Here is a 20,855-nt window from a genome sequence, read left to right as displayed (position 1 = left end):
GTGCACCGCCGGCACAACGGACTGAGGACTGCCCTGCTTCTGGGCGGCCTGTCGGCACTCATCATCGTCATCGGCAGCGTCTTCGGCCGTACGGGCCTGATCGTCGCCGTCGTCGTGGCGCTGGGCATGAACGCGTACGCCTACTGGAACAGCGACAAGCTCGCCCTGCGCGCCATGCGGGCCCGCCCGGTGAGCGAGTTCGAGGCCCCGGCCCTGTACCGCTTGGTCCGCGAACTCTCGACCGCCGCCCGGCAGCCCATGCCCCGGCTCTACATCTCGCCCACCCAGGCGCCGAACGCCTTCGCCACGGGCCGCAATCCGCGCAACGCCGCCGTCTGCTGCACCGACGGCATCCTGCAGATCCTCACCGAGCGCGAACTGCGCGGCGTCATCGGCCATGAACTCAGCCACGTGTACAACCGCGACATCCTCATCTCCTCGGTCGCGGGGGCACTGGCCTCGGTGGTGATGTTCCTGGTGAACTTCGCCTGGCTGATCCCCATAGGACGGTCCGACGACGACGAGGGCCCCGGCATCCTCGGCCTGCTGCTGATCATGATCCTCGGCCCGCTGGCCGCCTCCCTGATCCAGCTCGCGGTCAGCCGCTCACGGGAGTACGAGGCCGATGCCTCGGGCGCCCAGCTCACCGGCGATCCGCTCGCCCTGGCCTCCGCCCTGCGCAAGCTCGAGGCAGGGACGAAGCAGCTCCCGCTGCCGCCCGAGCCGCGCCTGGAGACCACGAGCCACCTGATGATCGCCAACCCGTTCCGCCCCGGCACGGGCATGGCCAAGCTCTTCTCCACCCACCCGCCGATGGCGGAGCGCATCGCCCGCCTCGAGCAGATGGCGGGCCACCGGAACTGAGGTGCCGGCGGGGTCGTCCTCAGGCACGCACGAGGGTGGGGCGGGGCGCCGGGAAGGTCGGGACGGGAGGCCCGGAAACAGGCCCTCGACCGGCCCGGGGACTCGTAGCGCGGCCGGTTCGGCGCCGTGGGACGCTGGAAGCATGACGCCGATCAATCTCATTCTGAACATTCTCTGGTTGATCTTCTGCGGCATATGGATGGCCATTGCCTATGCCGTAGCAGCCCTCGTCTGCTTCATCCTCATCATCACCATCCCGTTCGGCATCGCCGCGCTCCGCATAGCGGGGTACGTGCTGTGGCCGTTCGGCAGGACCACCGTCGAACGGCGGGACGCGGGGGCGCCGTCATTCGTCGGCAATGTGATCTGGGTGATCTTCGCAGGCTGGTGGCTCGCTCTCGGGCACCTGGTCACGAGCATCCCGCTGTTCCTGTCGATCATCGGGATCCCGTTCGGCTGGGCCAACTTGAAGCTGATCCCGATCTCGCTGATGCCCCTGGGCCGTGACATCGTCCCCACCGACCAAGGGGAGTTCGCGCGGAGCTGGTGACCCGGCGGCCGCAGGTACGGCGACGGCGGTACGACGCCGCCGCCGTACCGCCGTGGACTGCTCCGGTGCCCCCGGGGCCCGGGGATTCCGCGAGGACCCGGAATTCCTCGATGCCTCGGGGTTCTGCGAGGCGCGGGAGGACGGGCAGTCGGCTGCCTGCCGTGCGACAGGCCTGCTCTCACCGGTAGTTGACGAACTGCAGCGCGAAGTCGAAGTCCTTGCCCTTGAGCAGCGCGATGATCGACTGCAGGTCGTCGCGGCTCTTGGAGGTCACCCGGAGCTCGTCGCCCTGCACCTGCGCCTTGACGCCCTTCGGGCCCTCGTCGCGGATGACCTTGGCGACCTTCTTCGCGTTCTCCTGCGTGATCCCCTCCTGCAACGAGGCGAAGATCTTGTACTCCTTGCCCGAGGCCTGCGGCTCGCCCGTGTCCAGGGCCTTCAGGGAGATGCCGCGCTTGACCAGCTTGGACTGGAAGACGTCGAGGATCGCCTTGACCCGCTCCTCGGAGTTGGCCCGCATCTCGATCTTGTCGCCGGACCACTCGATGGATGCCCCGACGTTCTTGAAGTCGTACCGCTGGGAGATCTCGCGGCTCGCCTGGTTGAGGGCGTTGTCGACCTCCTGCCGCTCGACCTTCGAGACGATGTCGAAACTGGAGTCGGCCATGGTGAGTTGGCTCCTCGTACCTAGATCCGTCATGTGTACGGAACCGTCCCCGGCCCGCACCGTCAGCCTAGTCACCCGGGACGGGGTTCCAGCGGCGATCAACCGGGTGGCGAACCACCCCCCGCCATCAGGTATGGTTTACGTCGTTGCCAGGGAGCGCCGCGCGAAAAGCGCAGGTCCCGGCCACATCCCCGGCGGGTTGCCCGAGCGGCCAAAGGGAGCAGACTGTAAATCTGCCGGCAATGCCTACGTAGGTTCGAACCCTACACCCGCCACACGCGAAGAAGGGCCCCTGGCCTGCGGAAACGCAGGCCAGGGGCCCTTTGTGTTGCATCGTTGAGCGGCGGGTGCTGTCTCGCTCCGTCTCGTCCTTTCCCGCCCTCTATCAGTAGTTGTGGACGGGGCGTGGACGGGAGCGGAGGCATTGGGGCACGAGGTGCTCGGTGCATGGCCACCGGGGGCCGCTGCTTCGTGCTCGCGCTCGAGCACCCCCATGCTTTCTCGGCGAGAGGACAGAGCATCGGGCACCGGGCGGACGGCACCTCCAGGGTGCTCGCCGGTTCGCCCCGAGCCCCCCGCCCCCAGCCGCCATCGCCCACCAGGGTCAGCGGGCCCCGACACGTGATCGTGTCAGGGCCGTCTTCTGTGTCTGCGCCAACCCGCATGCCAACGGGATCAGCAGAGCTGGTCTCCGAGCGCCGCAGGATCCGCGCGGGAACCACGTGCCGGGTGGGTTCGTGATCTTCTGCGTCGACGTGCCCTGCCGGGCTGTGCGGTCCTGGAGAACTCCCGTCCCTCAGGTGGCGAATCCCCCGGAGTCCGTGCGGGTCCGGATCCCGTACGCCGTCGGAAGGACACCTGCGGTCGGGCCATGTCGAGCCGCCCTGGACGTCGTTGAGGAGGTCACGAGTCTCCGAACCAGGCCGGGAGGAACAGTGCAGGTGCAGCGGATCGGAAGAGCAACGCTGGTGGCCCTGGCAGTAGCGGGAATGGCGTCCGCATGGCCCGGGATCGCCTTCGCGGACGGCCCCGGCGCCACCGCTTCCGGCGGTGCCGGCTCGGCCGGTGGGTTCTTCCAGCAGAACACCGCCCAGCAGAGCAAGCAGAACAACACCTGCGCCAACCCCAACCGCACGACCATCGAGGTGACCGGCGGCCGGTCGGTCGTCCGCTGCGCCAGCGGCGACGCCTCCGTCAACGAGCGTGTGCTGGCCAAGGGCGGCGGCGCCCACGCCGACGGCGGCAGTGCGGGCGCCGACGTGTTCCAGGGGAACACCGCCCAGAAGGGCCGGCAGAACAACGCCTGCGACCGCTTCACCAACATCTTCGTCGAAGGCGGCCGGGTGGAGAGCGGCTGCGCCAACCACGACCGGTCCCGCAACCACCACACCCTGGCCAAGAGCGGAGGCGCCCACACCGCCGGCGGCACTGCGGGGCCCGCCTTGTTCCAGCAGAACACCGCCCAGGAAGGGCGGCAGAACGCCTATTGCGCCCACTCCAACGGCGCCGTCTCCCAAGTGGACGGCGGCCGGATGGAGAGCCGCTGCACCACCCACGACCTCTCCCGCAATCACCACACCCTGGCCAAGAGCGGCGGCGCCCACACCACCGGCGGGGGCGGCGGGGCGACCGGCATCGTCGACTCCGAGGACAACATCGCTCAAGAGGGTCGGCAGAACAACGCCTGCGCCCGCCTTCTCAACAACGGCATCAGCGTGTCCGGAGGCAGCACGGAGAGCCGCTGCACCACTCACGACCTCTCCCGCAATCACCACACCCTGGCCAAGAGCGGCGGCGCCCACACCACCGCCGGCGGCGGGGCCGGCTTCGTATCTCAGCAGAACACCGCTCAAGAGGGCCGGCAGAACAACGCCTGCGCCGACCTCAACAGTTCCAACATCGACGTGGAAGGCGGCCGGGCGGAGAGCAGCTGCTCCGCCCACGACAACTCCCGGAACCGCCACACCCTGACCAAGAGCAACGGCGCCCACACCACGGGCGGCAACGCGAGTGCCGATCTGTTCCAGCAGAACACCGCCCAGGAGGGTCGGCAGAACAACGCCTGCGGCAACCTCAACAGCTCCTTCGTCAGCGTGGAAGGCGGCCGGGCGGAGAACCGCTGCACCCACCACGACCGCTCCCACGGGGTGGGCACCGCCGAGGTCAGCGGTGGCGCCGAGGTGGAGGGCGGCTCGAGCACGGCGAACCTGTTCCAGCAGAACACCGCCCAGGAGGGCCGGCAGAACAACGCCTGCGGCAACCTCAACAACACCGCCCTCAGCGCCTCCGGCTCCAGCAGCCGGGCCCAGTGCGGGACCGTCGACGCGTCGAAGTCCGTCGCCTCCGTCTACCGGTAGCCACCCCGCCCCTGTCCGACCGGCCCAGCCCGCATCCGCGTACCCCGTCCGGCGGGGCCTGGCCATGCCCATCGCGCCCTGAAGGGGAACGTCGCCGGTTCGGTCCGGTTCGAACCAGCCGTTCGCCGGTGCGACATGCGGCCCCGGCTTGCGGAAACGGCAACGCCGGGGGCCGTTCGCGCCGCGGTCGCCCGATACGTACGAGCAGGGACGCCGGCGGGGCGACGCGGCTGAGCCGGGCCGTCCCGCTCCTGTCCGGCCGCCGCCCCGCCTAGAGTCGTATCCATGGCTTCCGACGAGGGGACCGTACGGGTCGACAGCTGGATCTGGTCCGTACGCCTGACCAAGACCCGTTCGATGGCGGCAACGGCCTGTCGGGGCGGGCACGTCCGCGTCAACGGCGAGCGCGTCAAGGCGTCCCACGCGGTGCGGACCGGGGACGAGGTGCGGCTGCGCCTCGCCGGCCGGGAGCGGATCGTGGTCGTCTCGCGTCTCGTACGCAAGCGCGTGGGTGCGCCCGTCGCCGTGGAGTGCTACGTCGACAACAGCCCGCCGCCGCCCGAGCGCCTCGGCCCTGCGGAGGTCGCACGGCGCGATCGCGGTGCGGGGCGGCCGACGAAGCGAGACCGGCGGGAGATGGACCGACTGCGAAGCCGCGGCGACGCCGCTCCCGCTCCCGGTGCCGGGGGCTCGGGAGACGCCTGACGCCCGGCGGACGGCAAGGCCACCGGGCGCCCACCGCGCCCCCACCGCGTGCCGACAGCACACCGCGCGCAGCGGCTCATGCGGTAGCCCGCACACGCGCCGGGTTCGATTCCGGCCGCGCCGCTCCGCGTGCCGTCCGCCCACCCCGACCTGCGCCGCTCAGCCCTCCGCCGCTGCGTCGTCCCCCGATTCGTTCACATGCTTGAGCGCCATCCGCGCCGTCACGCGCGTCGGGCCTTCGAGGGAGTCCCAAAAGGTGTGGGTGCTCACGAACACCGCGAGCTCCAAGTCGCGGTCCAGCAGCACCCCGACCGCCGTGCGGTCCTCGTCGCCCCAGCCCTCCGTGTACTGCGGCAGCCGCCCGTAGAGCGCGCTGAGCTCGTGCCGCACCTGATGCAGCTCCTGCTGCGCCTCCAAGAGGTCCTCGGGAAAGTCATAGGTGTCCGCCACAGTCCTAATAGTACGTGAGTTCGAATCCGGGCGGCGGGAGCACACGCCCGGGATTTCCCGCCGCCCGTACGAGGACCGCCGTCTGCCCGTCCCTCCCTCGCCTGCCGCAGCGCCCGTCCGCCGTGGGATGCTGGTCGCGTGACCTCCGCGGACCTCGTCCGGCTGCGCCGGGCCCGTGACCTGATGGACCGCGACTACGCGGAGCCCCTCGACGTCCCCGCCCTGGCACGTGTCGCCCTCATGTCGCCCGGCCACTTCTCGCGCAGCTTCCGAGCCGCCTTCGGCGAGACCCCGTACAGCTACCTGATGACCCGCCGCATCGAACGGGCCAAGGCCCTGCTGCGGCGCGGCGATCTCACGGTGACCGAGGTGTGCTACGCGGTCGGATGTACGTCCCTGGGGTCGTTCAGCTCCCGCTTCACCGAACTGGTCGGTGAGACGCCGAGCGCCTACCGGGCCCGAAGCCACGACTTCGGCGCCGGGATTCCCGCCTGCGTCGCCAAGAGGTTCACGCGGCCGGTCAGGAATGGAGAAGCCGATCCGGCACCCCCGCCCGTACCGTAAAACGCATGGAACTCAAGCTTTCGCACTGCTTCATCGCCGTCGACGACCACGACAAGGCGCTCGTCTTCTACCGCGACATTCTCGGATTCGACGTACGCAATGACGTCGGATTCGAGGGAATGCGCTGGGTGACCGTCGGCCCGCCGTCCCAGCCGGACCTGGACATCGTCCTCGAACCGCCGGCCGCGGACCCCAATACCTCGCCCGCCGACAAACAGGCCATGGGTGAACTCCTCGCCAAGGGCTTGCTGCGGGGCGTCATCTTCGAGACGGACGACTGCGACGCCACGTTCGAGCACATCCGCGCGGCCGGCGGCGAGGTGGTCCAGGAGCCGATCGACCAGCCGTACGGTGTCCGGGACTGCGCCTTCCGCGACCCCGCGGGCAACCTGCTGCGGTTCAGCGGCCCGCGCGCCCGCTGAGATCCGCCGGCCGACGGGCGGAGTACGGCGGGGCCCGCCGTACTCCTCGGCCTCGACGTCCGGGCCGAGCGCTGCCTACGATCCGGGGTACGGCATCGCGTGCCGGTCACCGGCCGGGTGAGGCATGGAGGTGCCGTGAGTTTGCCTTACGGAGGCATTCCACCGTGTCAGTCGAGTTGAATCACACCATCGTTCACGCCCGGGACAACCGGAAATCCGCCGAATTCCTCGCCCACATCCTGGACTTGGAGATCGGCGCCGAGTGGGGCCCGTTCATTCCGGTCGCCACGAGCAATGCGGTCACCCTGGATTTCGCCATGATTCCGGCGGAGTCCATCACCATGCAGCACTACGCGTTCCTCATCTCCGACGAGGAGTTCGACGCCGCCTTCGAGCGGATCCGGCAGGCCGGGATCACGTACTACGCCGATCCGCACGGCAAGCAGCCCGGGGAGATCAACCACCATCACGGCGGCCGGGGGCTGTATTTCCTCGATCCCGCCGGGCATGGGATGGAGATCATCACGCGCCCGTACGCCGACCACGAGAAGTAGGCGCGCGACGACAGAGGCGGCCCGCGCCGTGAGGCAGTGAGGCGTCAGGGCACCAAGGCGCCGGTCCGGCCGTCCGGTCCCAGGAGGCCGGATCGGCGCCTCGTTCCGCGAAGTCCCCACGCACCGACCGCCGTACGGCCGTTGTCGTGTGTAGTTGCCTCGCGGGTCGCGGGTCGCGGGTCGCGGGTCGCCGGGCCATGGCTGGGCGCGTCCCTGGCCGACCGTCACAGGTGGTGCTGACCCGTCCTGGTGATGTGCGTGATCTCGCCCGTGCCGCCGAGCTTCACGGGCTCGACCACGATGTAGTCGAGTCGCTCCAGCGAAAGGACGGCCTCCGTCACGCTGTCCTCGGTCAGTCCGGTGGCCCCGATGAGATCGCTCGGGTGGGGTTGGCGGGGTGGTTTGGTGTCCAGGAACGCGTCGATGGCGCGCAGGACCGTGCGCTCGGTCTGCGTGATGGCCGACTCTCCTGGCTGCGCGGGATCCGCCGGGTCCATGGGGTCTGCCGGGTCCACGGCGTCTCCCCGTTCCCGGCGCCCCGCCGGGCCCGAGGGGCCGGCGCCCGGGCCGCTGCTGACCCAGTGCTCCGCGGGGTCCGTCGGACCAAGGGGTTTCATGGCCGGGCCTGTTCGTCGGGCCAGTCGGCAGGACCCCCGCCACGCCATTCGATGAGGTTCGGGTCATCCAGGTCCACCGCGCTCTCGTCCAGCCCGGCCACGCGCAGGAACTCGATCACGTCCTTCGGCGCGTGTGCCTTGCCGACCGGCTCGCCGCGGATGGTCACGCGCCGGGCGCCCCGGTCCGGCGGGTGAACGACGACGGGCGGCTGTCCCTCCATGTTCCCAGCGTGGGGGGGGGGGCCCCCCGGGGCGCCCCCCCCCCCGGGGGCGCCCCCCCCCCCCCCCCCGCGCGGGGCCCCCAAACAGCGAGACGCGCCCCCCGCGGGTCCCCCCCCCCGGGCCCCCCCGCGGGGGGGGTCCCACCCCCCGCGGCGGTGGCCCCCCCTGGCCCCCCCGGGGGGGGGCCCCCGGGGGGCCCCCCCCCGGGGGGGGGCCCCCCCCCACGCAAGAGGTCCGAGAGGTCGCAACCAAGAGGTCGCAACCGCCGCCTGCTGAGGCAGGAGCGGGGTGTCAGCGCGTGGACACGGCCTTGACCGCCGCCTCGACCGGCACCGTCCCGCTGATCAGCTCCAGGACCAGCCCCGCTGTGCCCGGCTCGTGGAGGAGAGCGGCGAGGACGGCCGCGACATCGTCCCTCGGCACCGCGTCCCGCCCTGTGTGCTCGGTGAGGTCGACCGTGCCCGTGCCGGTTTCGTTGGTCAGCCGGCCCGGCCGCAGGATCGTCCAGTCCAGTGCCTTCCGCGCCCGCAGGTCGTCGTCGGCCGCCTTCTTGGCACGCAGGTACGTCGCGAACACGGGGTCGGTGCCCGGCGGCGGCTCCTTGTCGGCGCCCATGGAGGAGACCATGACGTGGCGCCGTACGCCCGCCCGCTCGGCCGCGTCCGCGAACAGCACCGCCGCGGCGTGGTCCACCGTGTCCTTGCGCGCGGTGCCGCTGCCCGGCCCCGCCCCGGCGGCGAAGACCACCGCGTCCGCACCCCGCAGATGCGACGCGACCTCCTCGACCGAGGCCGACTCCAGATCGCAGAGGACGGGGTCGGCGCCCGCCGCCCGCAGATCGTCCGCGTGTTCGGGGTTGCGGATAAGGCCCGCGGCCTCGTCTCCGCGCGTCGTGAGGAGCTTCTCCAGCCGCCGCGCGATCTGACCGTGTCCACCAGCGATGACAATGCGCATGGTTCCGACCGTACGCCCGGCGCCCGTGTCGCGGCTTCGGGACACGGCGCGATGCCGTCCATCGAGCGCCCGTGAACTCCCGGCAGTTCCTCAGGAGTTCCCCGATCCGGGACACTGCCTCGCCCGCGCGCCGCTCGCGTCAGGATCCGCCCGAGGCCTGCCGTGGCAGGTCCAGCCCTGCCACCGCCGCCGAGTCGCAGTACTCGCGCACCGCGCTCGTCCTCGCCACTACACGCCCCCGGTGCACCACGATCCGGCTGTACGCCAGGGACAGCACCCCCGCGAGCCCGTCCCCGCGCACCGCCAGCAACTCCGCGGGGAAACCGGCCTCCACGCGCACCTCCGGCAGTGCCATCGCCGCCCGCGCGTGCCCGCTCACCGTCTCGTACGCGGTCTCCGGCCGCTCCCCGCCCTGGGCCGTCAGGAGATACGCCGCCTCCAGCGGGTCGCCGCGCCCCACCGGGTTCGCGGCGTCGCGCATCGCTCCGCTCCCCGCCGCGACCCGTACGCCCGCGGCTCGCAGAAGCCGTACGGGTGCGGCGCACGCTCCGTGCCCGGTGCCGGCGTGGGAGCGGGCCGCGCGGGTGCGCCCCTCCCGCCGTTCCCGTGGGTCCTCGGCGGGCGGCCGCTCGCCGGCGCCCGTCCGCTCCATGGCTCCGCAGCCACCCTGCGGCAGGCAGACGACCGTGATCCCGGCCGCCGCGAGCTGGTCCGCCGCCCGCTCCGCGACGCCTTGCGGCAGGCGGGAGAGTCCCGCGCACGGCCCGAGCGAGACGCCGGGACGCAGGCCCCCCGCCATCGCGGCCAGCCGCGCGAGCCGCGCCGGATCGTCACCTTCCGTGTGCAGGTCCACGGCGCAGCCGTGTTCCGCCGCGACCTCCAGTACCGCCTGCGTGTAACCGGTCGGGTCGGGGTCGAGGTCGGGGCAGCCGCCGACGACCTCCGCACCCATCTGCACTGCGTCCCGCAGCATCGCGAGGCCGTCCGCGCCCGCCACACCCGTCAGCACGCGCGGAACCGCGACCGCGGACAGGTCGGTCAGACCGCGCAGCGCGCGCCGCGAGTGGAGGACGGCCTCCAGGGAGCCGAGCCCCTGGACGTCGCCGATCCGTACGTGGGTCCGCAGCGCCGTGGCACCGTGCCCGAGCTGCAGGAGCGCGGCCTCGATCGTGCGCCGCTGGACGTCCTCGGGCGCGTACGAGACGGGGCCGTCGGCGTCGGCGGTGAGGGCGGTGTCGCTGTGCGCGTGGGGCTCGGCCGGCGCGGGCAGCAGCAGATACCCGCCTAGGTCGACCTTCGCCCCGCTCCCCGCCGGACCCGCTCCGCGGGCGAGACTGCCCGCCGTACCGACGGCCTCGATCCGGCCGCCGCTGAGTCGTACGTCCACCGTCCGCCCGTCGGTGAGCCGTGCGCCGCACAGCACCAGGGCGCCGGGTTCGGGAGCCGCGCCGTCGCGCTTCGGGGGTTGCTGCGGGTGCTGCGGGTGGCTCTCTGGCATCGCGCTCCCTGACGTCCCTGAGGGGGTGACGCTCCCTGAACTGTCCGGCGCGCTGCCATGATCACGCAGCGCGGGACGAGCCTAGGGGGAGGCCTCGACGGCATCGCGGAGGAGCCGAATAGTCGTACTGGTGTGGTGGCCTGGCCACCTGGGAAGGAGCACCGATACGGATTTCACGTTCGGCGGCCGAGCGTGTAATGTCTTCACCGCTCGCCCCAATAGCTCAGTCGGCAGAGCGTCTCCATGGTAAGGAGAAGGTCTACGGTTCGATTCCGTATTGGGGCTCTGGTGATCCGGCAGCTCGCCTCGCGGCGGGAGGTCAGCTCACTCGAAGCGGCGTAGCTCAGTCGGTAGAGCAAGCGGCTCATAATCGCTGTGTCACCGGTTCAAGTCCGGTCGCCGCTACACCGCGTAGCCGATTGTGGGATCGGTCCTTCAATCGGCTACTCTTTCTGCGTTAATCCATCTGTCCGTCAAGGAGCACTCACGTGGCTGCCACCGATGTCCGCCCGAAGATCACGCTGGCCTGCGTGGAGTGCAAGGAGCGGAACTACATCACCAAGAAGAACCGGCGCAACAACCCGGATCGTCTTGAGATGAAGAAGTACTGCCCCCGTTGCAACTCGCACACGGCTCACCGCGAGACGCGGTAAAGACGACTGACACGCGAGGCCGTCCCCATGCGGGGGCGGCCTCGCGTCGTTGATCGCGCCCGCATCGTCGGCCCGCCGGGCCTCGTTGATCGACCCGGCGCCGACCGATCGACCCGGCATCGACCGGCCGTCGACCGGTCGCACCGATCATCGACAGAGCTTCGACCCAGGAGGTGGCGAGCCCATGCCGCTCGACAAGTCCTTCATCGGGCGGTCCTATCCGCCCACCGCGCCGTACGAGGTCGGCCGCGAGAAGATCCGCGAGTTCGCCGAGGCGATCGGCGACACCAACCCCGCGTACACCGACGCGGAAGCGGCCAAGGAGCACGGCCACCCGGATGTGATCGCCCCGCCCACCTTCGCCTTCGCGATCACGTTCAAGGCGGCGGAAGAGGTCATCCACGACCCGGCGCTGGGCCTGGACTACGGCCGCGTCGTCCACGGCGACCAGAAGTTCGCGTACGCCCGTCCGGTCCGGGCCGGCGACCGCCTGTCGGTCACGTCGACGATCGAGGCCATCAAGTCCCTTGGGGGCAACGACATCATCGACATCCGCGGCGATGTCCACGACGAGAGCGGCGAGCTCGTGGTGACGGCCTACACGAAGCTGGTGGCGCGCGGCGCCGAGGCGGGGTCACCCGCCTCGGAGACCAAGGGAGGCTGACGGCGATGGCGGCGAAGATTTCGTACGACGAGGTCGAGGTCGGCACCGAGCTGCCGGCTCAGACGTTCCCGGTGACGCGCGAGACCCTCGTGCGGTATGCGGGCGCGTCCGGTGACTTCAACCCGATCCACTGGAACGAGAAGTTCGCCAGGGAGGTCGGACTCGACGATGTGATCGCCCACGGCATGTTCACCATGGCCGAGGCGATCCGCGTGGTGACCGACTGGGTGGGCGACCCGGGAGCGGTCGCGGAGTACGGCGTGCGGTTCACCAAGCCCGTCGTGGTCCCCAACGACGAGGACGGCGCGGCCATCGAGGTCAGCGGCAAGGTCGCCGCCAAGCTCGAGGACCGTACGGTGCGCGTCGACCTCTTGGCCAGGAGCGCGGGCCAGAAGGTCCTGGGCATGTCCCGCGCCGTCGTACGCCTGGCCTGAGGCGACGGCGGGGCTTGCGCGGGGGCCCGGCAGCCGGACCCCCGCGGCATCGGCACAGGGGTAAGGGGCGAGGACCATGGATCCCGCCCCTTACGCTTGTGCGCGTGCAGGAACTTCACGACGCCCCGCTCGCCCCGCTGACCACCTTCCGGCTCGGCGGCCCAGCCACGCGCCTGATCACCGCCACCACGGACGACGAGGTCGTCTCCGCCGTCCGCGAGGCCGACGCGTCCGGCACGCCGCTGCTGATCGTCGCCGGCGGCAGCAACCTCGTCATCGGCGACAAGGGCTTCGAGGGGACCGCCCTGCGCATCGCCACGACCGGCCATGAGCTGTCCGGGGCGCGGCTGGAGCTCGCGGCGGGGGAGAACTGGTCCGAGGCCGTGGCCCGCACGGTCGAGGCGGGGCTCGCCGGGATCGAGTGCCTCGCCGGAATCCCCGGCTCCGTAGGCGCGACCCCGATCCAGAACGTGGGTGCGTACGGCCAGGAGGTCTCCTCCGTCATCAGCGAAGTCGTCGCCTACGACCGCCGCACCGACGAGACGGTCACCATCCCGGGTGCGGAGTGCGCCTTCTCGTACCGGCACAGCCGCTTCAAGGCCGACCCGGCCCGCTTCGTCGTGCTGCGCGTCCGCTTCGCCCTCGAGGACGCCGGAGGACTCTCCACCCCGGTCAAGTACGCGGAACTCGCCCGCACGTTGGGCGTCGCGCCGGGCGACCGGGTTCCGGCCGCCGCCGCGCGCGAGGCGGTCCTCAAGCTGCGCGCGGGCAAGGGCATGGTGCTGGACCCCGAGGACCACGACACCTGGTCCGCCGGCTCGTTCTTCACCAACCCCATCCTCACGGCCGCCCAGCACGAGGCGTTCATGGCCCGCGTCGCCGACCGCCTCGGCCCGGACGTGGTGCCCCCGGCGTATCCCGCGGGGGGCGGCCTGACCAAGACCTCCGCCGCCTGGCTCATCGACAAGGCGGGCTTCACCAAGGGGTACGGCACGGGCCCGGCGCGGATCTCCACCAAGCACACCCTGGCCCTCACCAACCGCGGCGCCGCCACGACCGAGGACCTGCTGGCCCTCGCGCGGGAGGTCAGGGACGGGGTGCGGGACGCCTTCGGGGTCACTCTCGTCAACGAGCCGGTGACGGTCGGCGTCAGCCTCTGAGTGACGCCCGACCGTCAGTCTTCGAGTGACGGTCGGCGTCAGCCTCCGAGTGACGGGTCTAGTACGCGACCCCCACCGCCTGCTGCACCGTCGACGCGTCGTCCGCCATCGCGAGCATCGCGTGCGCCACGTCCGCACGCCCGATCATCATGCTGTCCTTCGGAGTCGTGGCGAACGCCTTCCGGTACGAGCCCGTCAGCGGCCGGTCGTGCAGTCTCGGCGGCCGGACGACGGTCCAGTCCGTCCCACTGCGCCGGACGTCCTCCTCCATCACCGCCAAGTCCGCGTACTGATCCCGGAACACGGCTTTGACCAGGGGCGTCATCAACCGCAGTCGCAACGACTCACCCTCCGGCGGCGGCCCCACCGGAGCGGCGCTCACCGCCAGGAAGCGCCGGACTCCCTCCGCCTCCATGGCCCGCAGGATGGTGCGCGTGCCGGAGGAGGCGATGCCGACCTGCTTGCGGCTGCGCGGGCCGAGTCCCGAGAACACCGCGTCCCGTCCAGCGACGGCCGGGCCCAGGAGGGCCGGGTCCGTCAGCCCGGCCGTCACCACCTCGACGGTGCCGGACTCAGGGACCGACAGCCGCGCCGGGTCGCGTACCACCGCTGTCACCTCGTGCCCCGCCGTCAGGGCCTGCCGGACTATCTCCCGGCCTATTCCGCCCGTCGCTCCGAAAACGGTGATCCTCATGGCGTACGCCCCTCAGGTGGGTAAGTATTCACTCACCTTCTAGGGTGGGTATCCGCCCACCTCTCGTCAAGCCTGGTTGGAGCCTCCATGGAGCCCAGACCGACGCGCACGCGCATCCTCGACGCGGCGGCCCGGCTGATGCGCTCGATCGGCCTGGCCCGTGCCACCACCAAGGAGATCGCGAAGGCCGCCGGATGCTCGGAGGCCGCTCTCTACAAGCACTTCGCGAGCAAGGAGGACCTCTTCGTCCGCGTCCTGGAGGAGCGGTTGCCCCGGCTCGGCTCACTGCTCGCCGAGATCCAGCAGGCTCCGGTGGCGCACAGCGTCGAGGAGAACCTCACCCGCATCGCCCGCGGAGCGGTCCTCTTCTACGAGTCGAGCGTGCCCATCGCCGCCTCGCTCTTCGCCGAACCGGCCCTGCTGCGTCGCCACCGCGACGGGCTGCGCAGGCTCGGCGGCGACGCGGGACCGCACCGCCCCATCGAGGAACTCGCCGCGTATCTGGACACCGAACGCGACGCCGGCCGTATCCGCGCGGACGCCGACACGGACGCGGCCGCCGCGCTGCTGCTCGGCGCCTGCTACCAGCGCGCCTTCCTGGATGCCTTCACCGGAAACCCGGCAGACCCCGGAGCTGCCACGACCCCAGTGGACCCCGGAGCTGCCGCGACCCCCGCGACCCCCGACGCCGCCCACGGCCCTGCGGACCGTACGGACCCCGAGGCTCCCGAGAACGCCGCAGACCCCCGGGGCGCCGCAGCCCCCAAAGACGTCGCCGACGCCGACGCCCCCACCGCCCGTCCGCTGAACGCCTTCGCCGCCGCCCTCGCCCGCACCGTCCTCCGCGGGATCGCCTGACCGGGCCCGTCGCCGCTCCGCGAGTCCGCCTCAGCCCGCGCCCCACGCGTCGATGTCGGCCAGCAGCCGCGCCCGGACGTCCTCCGGTGCCGCCGAGCCGCGCACCGACTGCCCTGCCAGTTCGGCGAGTTCGGCGTCCGTGAAGCCGTGGTGCTCGCGTGCCAGCTCGTACTGGTCCGCCAGGCGCGCGCCGAAGAGCAGCGGGTCGTCCGCGCCCAGCGCCATCGGGACCCCGGCGTCGAAGAGCGTGCGCAGCGGTACGTCCTCCGGCTTCTCGTAGACGCCCAGTGCGACGTTCGAGGTGGGGCACACCTCGCAGGTCACCCCGCGTTCGGCCAGCTTGCGCAGCAGTCGCGGGTCCTCGGCGGCCCGTACACCGTGCCCGATGCGCCCGGCGGCCAGATCGTCGAGGCAGTCCCGGACGCTGCCGGGCCCGGACAGCTCGCCGCCGTGCGGTGCCGCCAGCAGACCGCCCTCCCGGGCGATGGCGAAGGCGCGGTCGAAGTCCCGCGCGAAACCCCGCCGTTCGTCATTGGAGAGCCCGAAGCCGACGATGCCGCGGTCCGCGTACCGCACCGCGAGCCGTGCCAACGTCCGCGCGTCCAGCGGGTGTTTCGTACGGTTGGCCGCGACGAGGACCCGCATCCCGAGGCCGGTCTCGCGCGACGCGCGGTCCACCGCGTCGAGGATGACCTCCAGGGCCGGGATCAGTCCGCCGAGCCGCGGCGCGTACGAGGTGGGGTCGACCTGGATCTCCAGCCAGCGCGAGCCGTCCCGCACGTCCTCCTCGGCCGCTTCCAGGACGAGGCGCTGGATGTCCTCCGGGGACCGCAGGCAGGAGCGCGCGATGTCGTAGAGCCGCTGGAAGCGGAACCAGCCCCGCTCGTCGGTGGCGCGCAGTCTGGGCGGCTCCCCGCTGCTGAGCGCCTCGGGCAGGTGGACGCCGTACTTGTCGGCGAGTTCCAGCAGTGTGGCGGACCGCATCGACCCGGTGAAATGCAGATGCAGATGGGCCTTCGGCAGCCGGCGCAGATCACGGTCGGCGACTCCGCCGCGGGCATGGGGGGCTGGGGCGTCCGGGGCGTTCGTCGAGTTCGGGGGTCGGTCCCCTGCATGGTGCGGCATTCAAAGATCCTGCCGCATCGGCCGGGCGGCCCGGTAGGGGATTCCCTGAACGAGCGCTTGCCCGAAAACGAATGCGGGGCCCCGAGGGGCCCCGCATCGCACACTTTCAGCCGTTCTCGGCGCAGTGGCCCGGGCTCAGGCCTTGGCCTCGCCCAGCAGCTTCTGGACCCGCGAGATGCCCTCGACCAGGTCCTCGTCGCCCAGCGCGTACGACAGGCGCAGGTAGCCCGGCGTACCGAAGGCTTCGCCCGGAACGACCGCGACCTCGGCCTCCTCGAGGATGATCTCGGCCAGCTCCACGCTCGACTGCGGCCGCTTGCCCCGGATCTCCCTGCCGAGCAGGTCCTTCACCGTCGGGTACGCATAGAACGCGCCCTCCGGCACCGGGCACACGACGCCGTCGATCTCGTTGAGCATGCGCACGATCGTGCGGCGGCGGCGGTCGAACGCCACCTTCATCTCCTCGACGGCCTCCAGGTCGCCGGAGACCGCGGCGAGGGCTGCCATCTGCGCGACGTTCGACACGTTGGACGTGGCGTGGGACTGGAGGTTGGTCGCGGCCTTGACCACGTCCTTGGGTCCGATGACCCAGCCCACGCGCCAGCCCGTCATGGCGTACGTCTTGGCCACGCCGTTGACGACGATGCACTTGTCGCGCAGCTCGGGCACCGCGACCGGCAGCGAGGTGAACTCGGCGTCGCCGTACACCAGATGCTCGTAGATCTCGTCGGTGAGCACCCACAGCCCGTGCTCGGCGGCCCAGCGGCCGATCTCCTCGACCTGCTCGCGCGTGTAGACGGCACCGGTCGGGTTGGACGGCGAGACGAACAGCACGACCTTCGTGCGGTCCGTGCGCGCGGCCTCGAGCTGCTCGACGGAGACGCGGTAGCCCGTCGTCTCGTCGGCGACCACATCCACCGGCACACCGCCGGCGAGCCGGATCGACTCGGGGTAGGTGGTCCAGTACGGCGCGGGGACGATGACCTCGTCGCCCGGGTCGAGGATCGCGGCGAAGGCCTGGTAGATCGCCTGCTTACCGCCGTTGGTCACCAATACCTGCGAGGCGTCGACCTCGTAGCCGGAGTCGCGCAGCGTCTTGGCGGCGATGGCGCTCTTCAGCTCGGGCAGGCCGCCGGCGGGCGTGTAGCGGTGGAACTTCGGGTTGCGGCAGGCCTCCACGGCGGCGTCGACGATGTAGTCGGGCGTCGGGAAGTCGGGTTCGCCCGCGCCGAAGCCGATCACTGGACGCCCGGCGGCCTTGAGGGCCTTGGCCTTGGCGTCCACGGCGAGGGTCGCGGACTCGGAGATCGCGCCGATACGGGCCGATACCCGTCGGTCGCTGGCGGACGATGCGGGTGGTGTTGCAGCGCTCATGACTGCCATCGTCGCAGACCCGGGCCCGGCTGGGCATAGGGGTATCGCAGGGGACCGCAGGGTACGCGTTCGACGCCCGGCCGTGGACCACGTACACTCATGCCCCGTTGGCCTTCACCGGCCGCTCCGTCCTGCGCACTCCGTGCATCCGGGCGGATGCGGTACGTTGGGGGAAACAACAAAGGGTCGTAGCTCAATTGGTAGAGCACTGGTCTCCAAAACCAGCGGTTGGGGGTTCAAGTCCCTCCGGCCCTGCTCCGCACTTTCCTCGTGAATGTGCGTGCAGGTACGTACTGATTGCATCGCCGTGCGGCTCCCGCCGGGCGCGGCACGGCCACGACCCGGGATTTCAGGTGAGGACGAGTGACGGCAGCCCCTGGCTCCACCGCGATGCCTGAAAGCGGTCGTCCCGAGGACGAGGTCGCTGGCAAGAAGGGCCGCCGCGGAGGCAAGCGCGGAAAGAAGGGCCCCCTGGGCCGACTCGCGCTCTTCTACCGGCAGATCGTCGCGGAGCTCCGCAAGGTCGTCTGGCCGACGCGCAGCCAGCTGACGACGTACACCACTGTGGTGATTGTCTTCGTTGTCATCATGATCGGCCTTGTGACCGTGATTGACTTGGGATTCTCCGAGGTCGTCAAGTACGTCTTCGGCTGATCCCGCGGAGGGAGTCCGCGGGACGAACCTCCGCCAGTTCCACCCCTTGAAGCCAGGAAGAAGCAGCCACCGTGTCTGACGACCCGAACCTGAACGACGCCACCGAGCCCGCCGAGGGTGACGAGGCTGCGGCGCCGGCCGAGTCGCCCGCTGCCTTCGAAGCGGACAGGGTCGACGACGACGGGATCGACATCATTCAGGCGGCCGACGAGGTCGACCCCACCGAGGCGCTGGACACCACGCCCGACGAGCCCGCCGAGGCGGCCGCGATCCACGTCGAGGACGACGCCGCGATCGCCGAGGTCGACGAGGACGAGCACAAGGGCGAGGACGAGGACGAAGACGCGGCCCCCGAGGCCGAGGCTCCGGTCGCCGACCCGGTCGAGGCGCTGCGCGAGGAACTGCGCACGCTCCCGGGCGAGTGGTACGTGATCCACACCTACGCGGGCTACGAGAAGCGCGTGAAGGCCAACCTGGAGCAGCGTGCCGTCTCGCTGAACGTCGAGGACTTCATCTACGCGGCCGAGGTGCCCGAGGAAGAGATCGTCCAGATCAAGAACGGCGAGCGGAAGAACGTTCGCCAGAACAAGCTTCCCGGCTACGTTCTCGTCCGCATGGATCTCACCAATGAGTCGTGGGGCGTCGTCCGCAACACCCCGGGCGTCACCGGCTTCGTCGGCAATGCCTACGACCCGTACCCGCTGACCCTGGACGAGATCGTCAAGATGCTCGCCCCGGAGGCGGAGGAGAAGGCCGCCAAGGAGGCCGCCGAGGCCGAGGGCCGGCCGGCCCCGAGCCGCAAGGTCGAGGTCCAGGTGCTGGACTTCGAGGTCGGCGACTCGGTCACGGTCACCGACGGCCCGTTCGCCACGCTTCAGGCGACGATCAACGAGATCAACGCCGACTCGAAGAAGGTCAAGGGCCTGGTCGAGATCTTCGGCCGGGAGACCCCGGTCGAGCTGAGCTTCGATCAGATCCAGAAGAACTGAAACCTTCCGGAACGGTTCTTCGCACCGCTTCCGATAGCTTCCGGCCAGGTCAGGCAGGCCCTCGGGCCCGCCTGACCTGCCGGTTTTCTGCCGCGCAGCCATACCCGTTATCGTTGTGCGGTATGCCTCCAACCGGATGAACCGGGCTCGGAGGCGAATCACCTCTCACTAGGACCCGGAGAGAGCATGCCTCCCAAGAAGAAGAAGGTCACGGGGCTGATCAAGCTCCAGATCCAGGCCGGTGCCGCCAACCCGGCTCCGCCGGTCGGCCCCGCGCTGGGTCAGCACGGCGTCAACATCATGGAGTTCTGCAAGGCCTACAACGCCGCGACCGAGTCGCAGCGCGGCATGGTCGTGCCGGTGGAGATCACGGTCTACGAGGACCGTTCCTTCACCTTCATCACCAAGACTCCGCCGGCCGCCAAGCTGATCCTCAAGGCCGCGGGTGTGGACAAGGGCTCCGGCGAGCCGCACAAGACCAAGGTCGCCAAGATCACCCGCGACCAGGTCCGCGACATCGCCACCACCAAGATGCCCGACCTGAACGCCAACGACCTGGACGCCGCCGAGAAGATCATCGCCGGCACCGCCCGTTCCATGGGCATCACGGTCGAGGGCTGATCCTCCCCGCACCACACCCTGTGGAGGGGCCACGCGCTGGCCCGCACCACGACTCCATTCCGACATAGGAGCAGCAGTGAAGCGCAGCAAGACTCTCCGCGCTGCGGACGCCAGGATCGACCAGGAGCGCCTGTACGCCCCGCTCGAGGCCGTCCGTCTCGCCAAGGAGACTTCCGGGACCAAGTTCGACAGCACCGTCGAGGTCGCCTTCCGCCTGGGCGTTGACCCGCGCAAGGCCGACCAGATGGTCCGCGGCACCGTGAACCTCCCGCACGGCACCGGTAAGACCGCCCGGGTCCTGGTCTTCGCGACCGGTGACCGTGCCGAGGCCGCGCGTGCCGCGGGCGCCGACATCGTCGGTTCCGACGAGCTCATCGACGAGGTGTCGAAGGGCCGTCTGGACTTCGACGCCGTCGTCGCCACCCCGGACCTCATGGGCAAGGTCGGCCGCCTCGGCCGCGTCCTCGGCCCGCGTGGTCTGATGCCGAACCCGAAGACCGGCACCGTCACCCCCGACGTCGCCAAGGCCGTCACCGAGATCAAGGGCGGCAAGATCGAGTTCCGTGTGGACAAGCACGCGAACCTGCACTTCATCATCGGCAAGGTCTCGTTCGACGAGACCAAGCTGGTGGAGAACTACGGCGCCGCGCTGGAGGAGATCCTCCGCCTGAAGCCGTCCGCCGCGAAGGGCCGGTACATCAAGAAGGCCGCCATCAGCACCACGATGGGCCCCGGCATCCCGCTCGACTCCAACCGCACCCGCAACCTCCTCGTCGAGGAGGACCCCGCCGCCGTCTGATCCGGACGGCGGCCGCGGGCCGCGTAACGCACGAAGAGCCGGTCCCCGCACCTCTCCTGAGGTGCGGGGACCGGCTCTTTCTCCCGCGCCCGCTGCGGCCCGTACGGGGCGGCGGCGCCCGCTGCTCGTACGGGGAAGGCCTGGAGGCGTACGGGACGCCCTGACGGCGGCGCTGGGCGGCTGCGGTCGGGTGGGCCCGCGGGAGGCGATTTGCCTGCGGGAGGCCCGCTCACGTACTCTCCACATGAAGCCAAAGACCGCTGGTCGTTGCTGTGTGTCCGCAAGGGCGTACGGCGGCCGAAGGATCCGCTACGTGCGGGCGACCTGCGCAGGTGAATGTGGAGAGTTCCCGGACTGCTGTCCGGTCGAGCTGAGCCCCGTGCGCCTGCGCCGGGGCGTTTTGTAT

At 70.8% G+C, this 20,855-nt stretch carries 24 protein-coding genes, 4 tRNA genes and 1 pseudogene; 20 read left to right on the top strand and 9 right to left on the bottom strand.

The features are described 5' to 3' along the window. A complete protein-coding gene (gene htpX / locus ACGFNH_RS23280; RefSeq protein WP_393656625.1) occupies positions 1-864 on the top strand; it encodes a zinc metalloprotease HtpX in 864 nt (287 codons plus the stop codon). A 142-nt stretch (positions 865-1,006) separates the two neighbouring features. Continuing rightward, complete coding sequence (locus tag ACGFNH_RS23275; protein ID WP_393656623.1) at positions 1,007-1,414, top strand: YccF domain-containing protein; 408 nt, start codon at positions 1,007-1,009, stop codon at positions 1,412-1,414. Positions 1,415-1,592: 178 nt separating this feature from the next. On the opposite strand, the gene ACGFNH_RS23270 is transcribed toward ACGFNH_RS23275, so the two are convergent. Continuing rightward, the gene (locus ACGFNH_RS23270) at positions 1,593-2,081 is read right to left on the bottom strand and encodes a YajQ family cyclic di-GMP-binding protein (protein WP_393656621.1); all 489 of its coding nucleotides are present in this window, start codon (positions 2,079-2,081) and stop codon (positions 1,593-1,595) included. A 193-nt stretch (positions 2,082-2,274) separates the two neighbouring features. On the opposite strand from ACGFNH_RS23270, the gene ACGFNH_RS23265 reads away from it, so the two are divergent. The 3 genes from ACGFNH_RS23265 (at position 2,275) to ACGFNH_RS23255 (ending at position 5,143) form a co-directional block, all read left to right on the top strand. Beyond that, a tRNA-Tyr gene (locus tag ACGFNH_RS23265) sits at positions 2,275-2,356 on the top strand. A gap of 693 nt (positions 2,357-3,049) precedes the next feature. Beyond that, on the top strand, positions 3,050-4,438 hold the full coding sequence (locus tag ACGFNH_RS23260) for a hypothetical protein (RefSeq protein ID WP_393656619.1): 1,389 nt from the start codon (positions 3,050-3,052) through the stop codon (positions 4,436-4,438). 285 nt (positions 4,439-4,723) lie between these two features. Then, positions 4,724-5,143: an RNA-binding S4 domain-containing protein gene (locus ACGFNH_RS23255; protein WP_393656617.1), complete on the top strand. Its 420-nt coding sequence runs from the start codon at positions 4,724-4,726 to the stop codon at positions 5,141-5,143. Between the two features lie 159 nt (positions 5,144-5,302). On the opposite strand, the gene ACGFNH_RS23250 is transcribed toward ACGFNH_RS23255, so the two are convergent. After that, on the bottom strand, positions 5,303-5,593 hold the full coding sequence (locus tag ACGFNH_RS23250) for a hypothetical protein (RefSeq protein WP_393656616.1): 291 nt from the start codon (positions 5,591-5,593) through the stop codon (positions 5,303-5,305). Positions 5,594-5,731: 138 nt separating this feature from the next. On the opposite strand from ACGFNH_RS23250, the gene ACGFNH_RS23245 reads away from it, so the two are divergent. From ACGFNH_RS23245 to ACGFNH_RS23235, 3 genes are all read left to right on the top strand, one after another. After that, positions 5,732-6,157: a helix-turn-helix domain-containing protein gene (locus tag ACGFNH_RS23245; protein WP_393656614.1), complete on the top strand. Its 426-nt coding sequence runs from the start codon at positions 5,732-5,734 to the stop codon at positions 6,155-6,157. A gap of 5 nt (positions 6,158-6,162) precedes the next feature. Continuing rightward, positions 6,163-6,579: a VOC family protein gene (locus ACGFNH_RS23240; RefSeq protein ID WP_393656612.1), complete on the top strand. Its 417-nt coding sequence runs from the start codon at positions 6,163-6,165 to the stop codon at positions 6,577-6,579. Positions 6,580-6,743: 164 nt separating this feature from the next. Beyond that, positions 6,744-7,133, top strand: coding sequence for a VOC family protein (locus ACGFNH_RS23235; protein WP_393656610.1), 390 nt, complete (start codon positions 6,744-6,746; stop codon positions 7,131-7,133). 224 nt (positions 7,134-7,357) lie between these two features. On the opposite strand, the gene ACGFNH_RS23230 is transcribed toward ACGFNH_RS23235, so the two are convergent. The 4 genes from ACGFNH_RS23230 to ACGFNH_RS23215 all read right to left on the bottom strand — a co-directional run bounded on the left by ACGFNH_RS23230 (position 7,358) and on the right by ACGFNH_RS23215 (position 10,424). After that, a complete protein-coding gene (locus ACGFNH_RS23230; protein WP_393656609.1) occupies positions 7,358-7,648 on the bottom strand; it encodes a hypothetical protein in 291 nt (96 codons plus the stop codon). 98 nt (positions 7,649-7,746) lie between these two features. Next, entirely contained in the window at positions 7,747-7,971 is a 225-nt protein-coding gene (locus tag ACGFNH_RS23225) for a hypothetical protein (protein WP_393656607.1), read from the bottom strand. A gap of 292 nt (positions 7,972-8,263) precedes the next feature. Then, positions 8,264-8,926, bottom strand: a complete 663-nt coding sequence (locus tag ACGFNH_RS23220; RefSeq protein ID WP_393656605.1) for an SDR family oxidoreductase — start codon at positions 8,924-8,926, stop codon at positions 8,264-8,266. Between the two features lie 139 nt (positions 8,927-9,065). Continuing rightward, positions 9,066-10,424, bottom strand: a complete 1,359-nt coding sequence (locus tag ACGFNH_RS23215) for a hydrolase (protein WP_393656603.1) — start codon at positions 10,422-10,424, stop codon at positions 9,066-9,068. Positions 10,425-10,636: 212 nt separating this feature from the next. On the opposite strand from ACGFNH_RS23215, the gene ACGFNH_RS23210 reads away from it, so the two are divergent. From ACGFNH_RS23210 to ACGFNH_RS23185, 6 genes are all read left to right on the top strand, one after another. After that, a tRNA-Thr gene (locus ACGFNH_RS23210) sits at positions 10,637-10,709 on the top strand. Between the two features lie 47 nt (positions 10,710-10,756). Beyond that, positions 10,757-10,829: transfer RNA gene (locus tag ACGFNH_RS23205), tRNA-Met, on the top strand. Between the two features lie 83 nt (positions 10,830-10,912). After that, positions 10,913-11,077 carry a 50S ribosomal protein L33 gene (gene rpmG / locus ACGFNH_RS23200; RefSeq protein WP_255952984.1) on the top strand — a complete coding sequence of 55 codons (165 nt, stop codon included), beginning with the start codon at positions 10,913-10,915 and terminating at the stop codon, positions 11,075-11,077. Positions 11,078-11,261: 184 nt separating this feature from the next. Continuing rightward, a complete protein-coding gene (locus ACGFNH_RS23195) occupies positions 11,262-11,741 on the top strand; it encodes a MaoC family dehydratase N-terminal domain-containing protein (RefSeq protein ID WP_393656601.1) in 480 nt (159 codons plus the stop codon). Positions 11,742-11,746: 5 nt separating this feature from the next. Continuing rightward, on the top strand, positions 11,747-12,175 hold the full coding sequence (locus ACGFNH_RS23190) for a MaoC family dehydratase (protein WP_393656599.1): 429 nt from the start codon (positions 11,747-11,749) through the stop codon (positions 12,173-12,175). A 104-nt stretch (positions 12,176-12,279) separates the two neighbouring features. Then, on the top strand, positions 12,280-13,335 hold the full coding sequence (locus ACGFNH_RS23185) for a UDP-N-acetylmuramate dehydrogenase (RefSeq protein ID WP_393656597.1): 1,056 nt from the start codon (positions 12,280-12,282) through the stop codon (positions 13,333-13,335). A gap of 58 nt (positions 13,336-13,393) precedes the next feature. Here the strand turns inward: ACGFNH_RS23185 and ACGFNH_RS23180 are convergent, their stop codons facing one another. Then, on the bottom strand, positions 13,394-14,029 hold the full coding sequence (locus ACGFNH_RS23180) for an NAD(P)-dependent oxidoreductase (protein ID WP_393656595.1): 636 nt from the start codon (positions 14,027-14,029) through the stop codon (positions 13,394-13,396). An 87-nt stretch (positions 14,030-14,116) separates the two neighbouring features. Here ACGFNH_RS23180 and ACGFNH_RS23175 point away from each other — a divergent pair. After that, positions 14,117-14,710: pseudogene (locus tag ACGFNH_RS23175) on the top strand (TetR/AcrR family transcriptional regulator); the annotation flags it as partial. A 207-nt stretch (positions 14,711-14,917) separates the two neighbouring features. Here the strand turns inward: ACGFNH_RS23175 and ACGFNH_RS23170 are convergent. Together ACGFNH_RS23170 and ACGFNH_RS23165 are read right to left on the bottom strand one after the other, a co-directional pair. Beyond that, a complete protein-coding gene (locus ACGFNH_RS23170; RefSeq protein WP_393656594.1) occupies positions 14,918-16,012 on the bottom strand; it encodes an adenosine deaminase in 1,095 nt (364 codons plus the stop codon). 135 nt (positions 16,013-16,147) lie between these two features. Further along, a complete protein-coding gene (locus tag ACGFNH_RS23165) occupies positions 16,148-17,386 on the bottom strand; it encodes a pyridoxal phosphate-dependent aminotransferase (RefSeq protein ID WP_393656592.1) in 1,239 nt (412 codons plus the stop codon). A gap of 182 nt (positions 17,387-17,568) precedes the next feature. Between ACGFNH_RS23165 and ACGFNH_RS23160 the strand changes: the two genes are divergently transcribed. From ACGFNH_RS23160 to rplA, 5 genes are all read left to right on the top strand, one after another. After that, positions 17,569-17,641: transfer RNA gene (locus ACGFNH_RS23160), tRNA-Trp, on the top strand. A gap of 108 nt (positions 17,642-17,749) precedes the next feature. Beyond that, positions 17,750-18,040: a preprotein translocase subunit SecE gene (gene secE, locus ACGFNH_RS23155; RefSeq protein WP_393656590.1), complete on the top strand. Its 291-nt coding sequence runs from the start codon at positions 17,750-17,752 to the stop codon at positions 18,038-18,040. Between the two features lie 71 nt (positions 18,041-18,111). After that, positions 18,112-19,029, top strand: a complete 918-nt coding sequence (nusG, locus tag ACGFNH_RS23150) for a transcription termination/antitermination protein NusG (RefSeq protein ID WP_393656588.1) — start codon at positions 18,112-18,114, stop codon at positions 19,027-19,029. A 186-nt stretch (positions 19,030-19,215) separates the two neighbouring features. Further along, positions 19,216-19,650 carry a 50S ribosomal protein L11 gene (rplK, locus tag ACGFNH_RS23145; RefSeq protein WP_055471151.1) on the top strand — a complete coding sequence of 145 codons (435 nt, stop codon included), beginning with the start codon at positions 19,216-19,218 and terminating at the stop codon, positions 19,648-19,650. Positions 19,651-19,726: 76 nt separating this feature from the next. Continuing rightward, on the top strand, positions 19,727-20,449 hold the full coding sequence (rplA, locus tag ACGFNH_RS23140; RefSeq protein WP_393656586.1) for a 50S ribosomal protein L1: 723 nt from the start codon (positions 19,727-19,729) through the stop codon (positions 20,447-20,449). The last annotated feature ends 406 nt before the right edge of the window (positions 20,450-20,855 follow it).

It is taken from the genome of Streptomyces sp. NPDC048639, from assembly GCF_043199075.1.
Taxonomy (GTDB): Bacteria; Actinomycetota; Actinomycetes; order Streptomycetales; family Streptomycetaceae; genus Streptomyces.
Note: the sequence above shows the minus strand (reverse complement) of the source record. Positions and strands in the feature narration are given on the sequence as shown.

What these genes read in the sequence shown, in the direction of transcription:
- ACGFNH_RS23275 (WP_393656623.1), top strand. Translation starts at nt 1,007, where the DNA reads ATGACGCCGATCAATCTCATTCTGAACATTCTCTGGTTGATCTTCTGC.
- ACGFNH_RS23270 (WP_393656621.1), bottom strand. Translation starts at nt 2,081, where the DNA reads ATGGCCGACTCCAGTTTCGACATCGTCTCGAAGGTCGAGCGGCAGGAG.
- ACGFNH_RS23255 (WP_393656617.1), top strand. Translation starts at nt 4,724, where the DNA reads ATGGCTTCCGACGAGGGGACCGTACGGGTCGACAGCTGGATCTGGTCC.
- ACGFNH_RS23240 (WP_393656612.1), top strand. Translation starts at nt 6,163, where the DNA reads ATGGAACTCAAGCTTTCGCACTGCTTCATCGCCGTCGACGACCACGAC.
- ACGFNH_RS23225 (WP_393656607.1), bottom strand. Translation starts at nt 7,971, where the DNA reads ATGGAGGGACAGCCGCCCGTCGTCGTTCACCCGCCGGACCGGGGCGCC.
- ACGFNH_RS23220 (WP_393656605.1), bottom strand. Translation starts at nt 8,926, where the DNA reads ATGCGCATTGTCATCGCTGGTGGACACGGTCAGATCGCGCGGCGGCTG.
- ACGFNH_RS23215 (WP_393656603.1), bottom strand. Translation starts at nt 10,424, where the DNA reads ATGCCAGAGAGCCACCCGCAGCACCCGCAGCAACCCCCGAAGCGCGAC.
- ACGFNH_RS23195 (WP_393656601.1), top strand. Translation starts at nt 11,262, where the DNA reads ATGCCGCTCGACAAGTCCTTCATCGGGCGGTCCTATCCGCCCACCGCG.
- ACGFNH_RS23190 (WP_393656599.1), top strand. Translation starts at nt 11,747, where the DNA reads ATGGCGGCGAAGATTTCGTACGACGAGGTCGAGGTCGGCACCGAGCTG.
- ACGFNH_RS23180 (WP_393656595.1), bottom strand. Translation starts at nt 14,029, where the DNA reads ATGAGGATCACCGTTTTCGGAGCGACGGGCGGAATAGGCCGGGAGATA.
- ACGFNH_RS23170 (WP_393656594.1), bottom strand. Translation starts at nt 16,012, where the DNA reads ATGCCGCACCATGCAGGGGACCGACCCCCGAACTCGACGAACGCCCCG.
- ACGFNH_RS23165 (WP_393656592.1), bottom strand. Translation starts at nt 17,386, where the DNA reads ATGAGCGCTGCAACACCACCCGCATCGTCCGCCAGCGACCGACGGGTA.
- rplK (WP_055471151.1), top strand. Translation starts at nt 19,216, where the DNA reads ATGCCTCCCAAGAAGAAGAAGGTCACGGGGCTGATCAAGCTCCAGATC.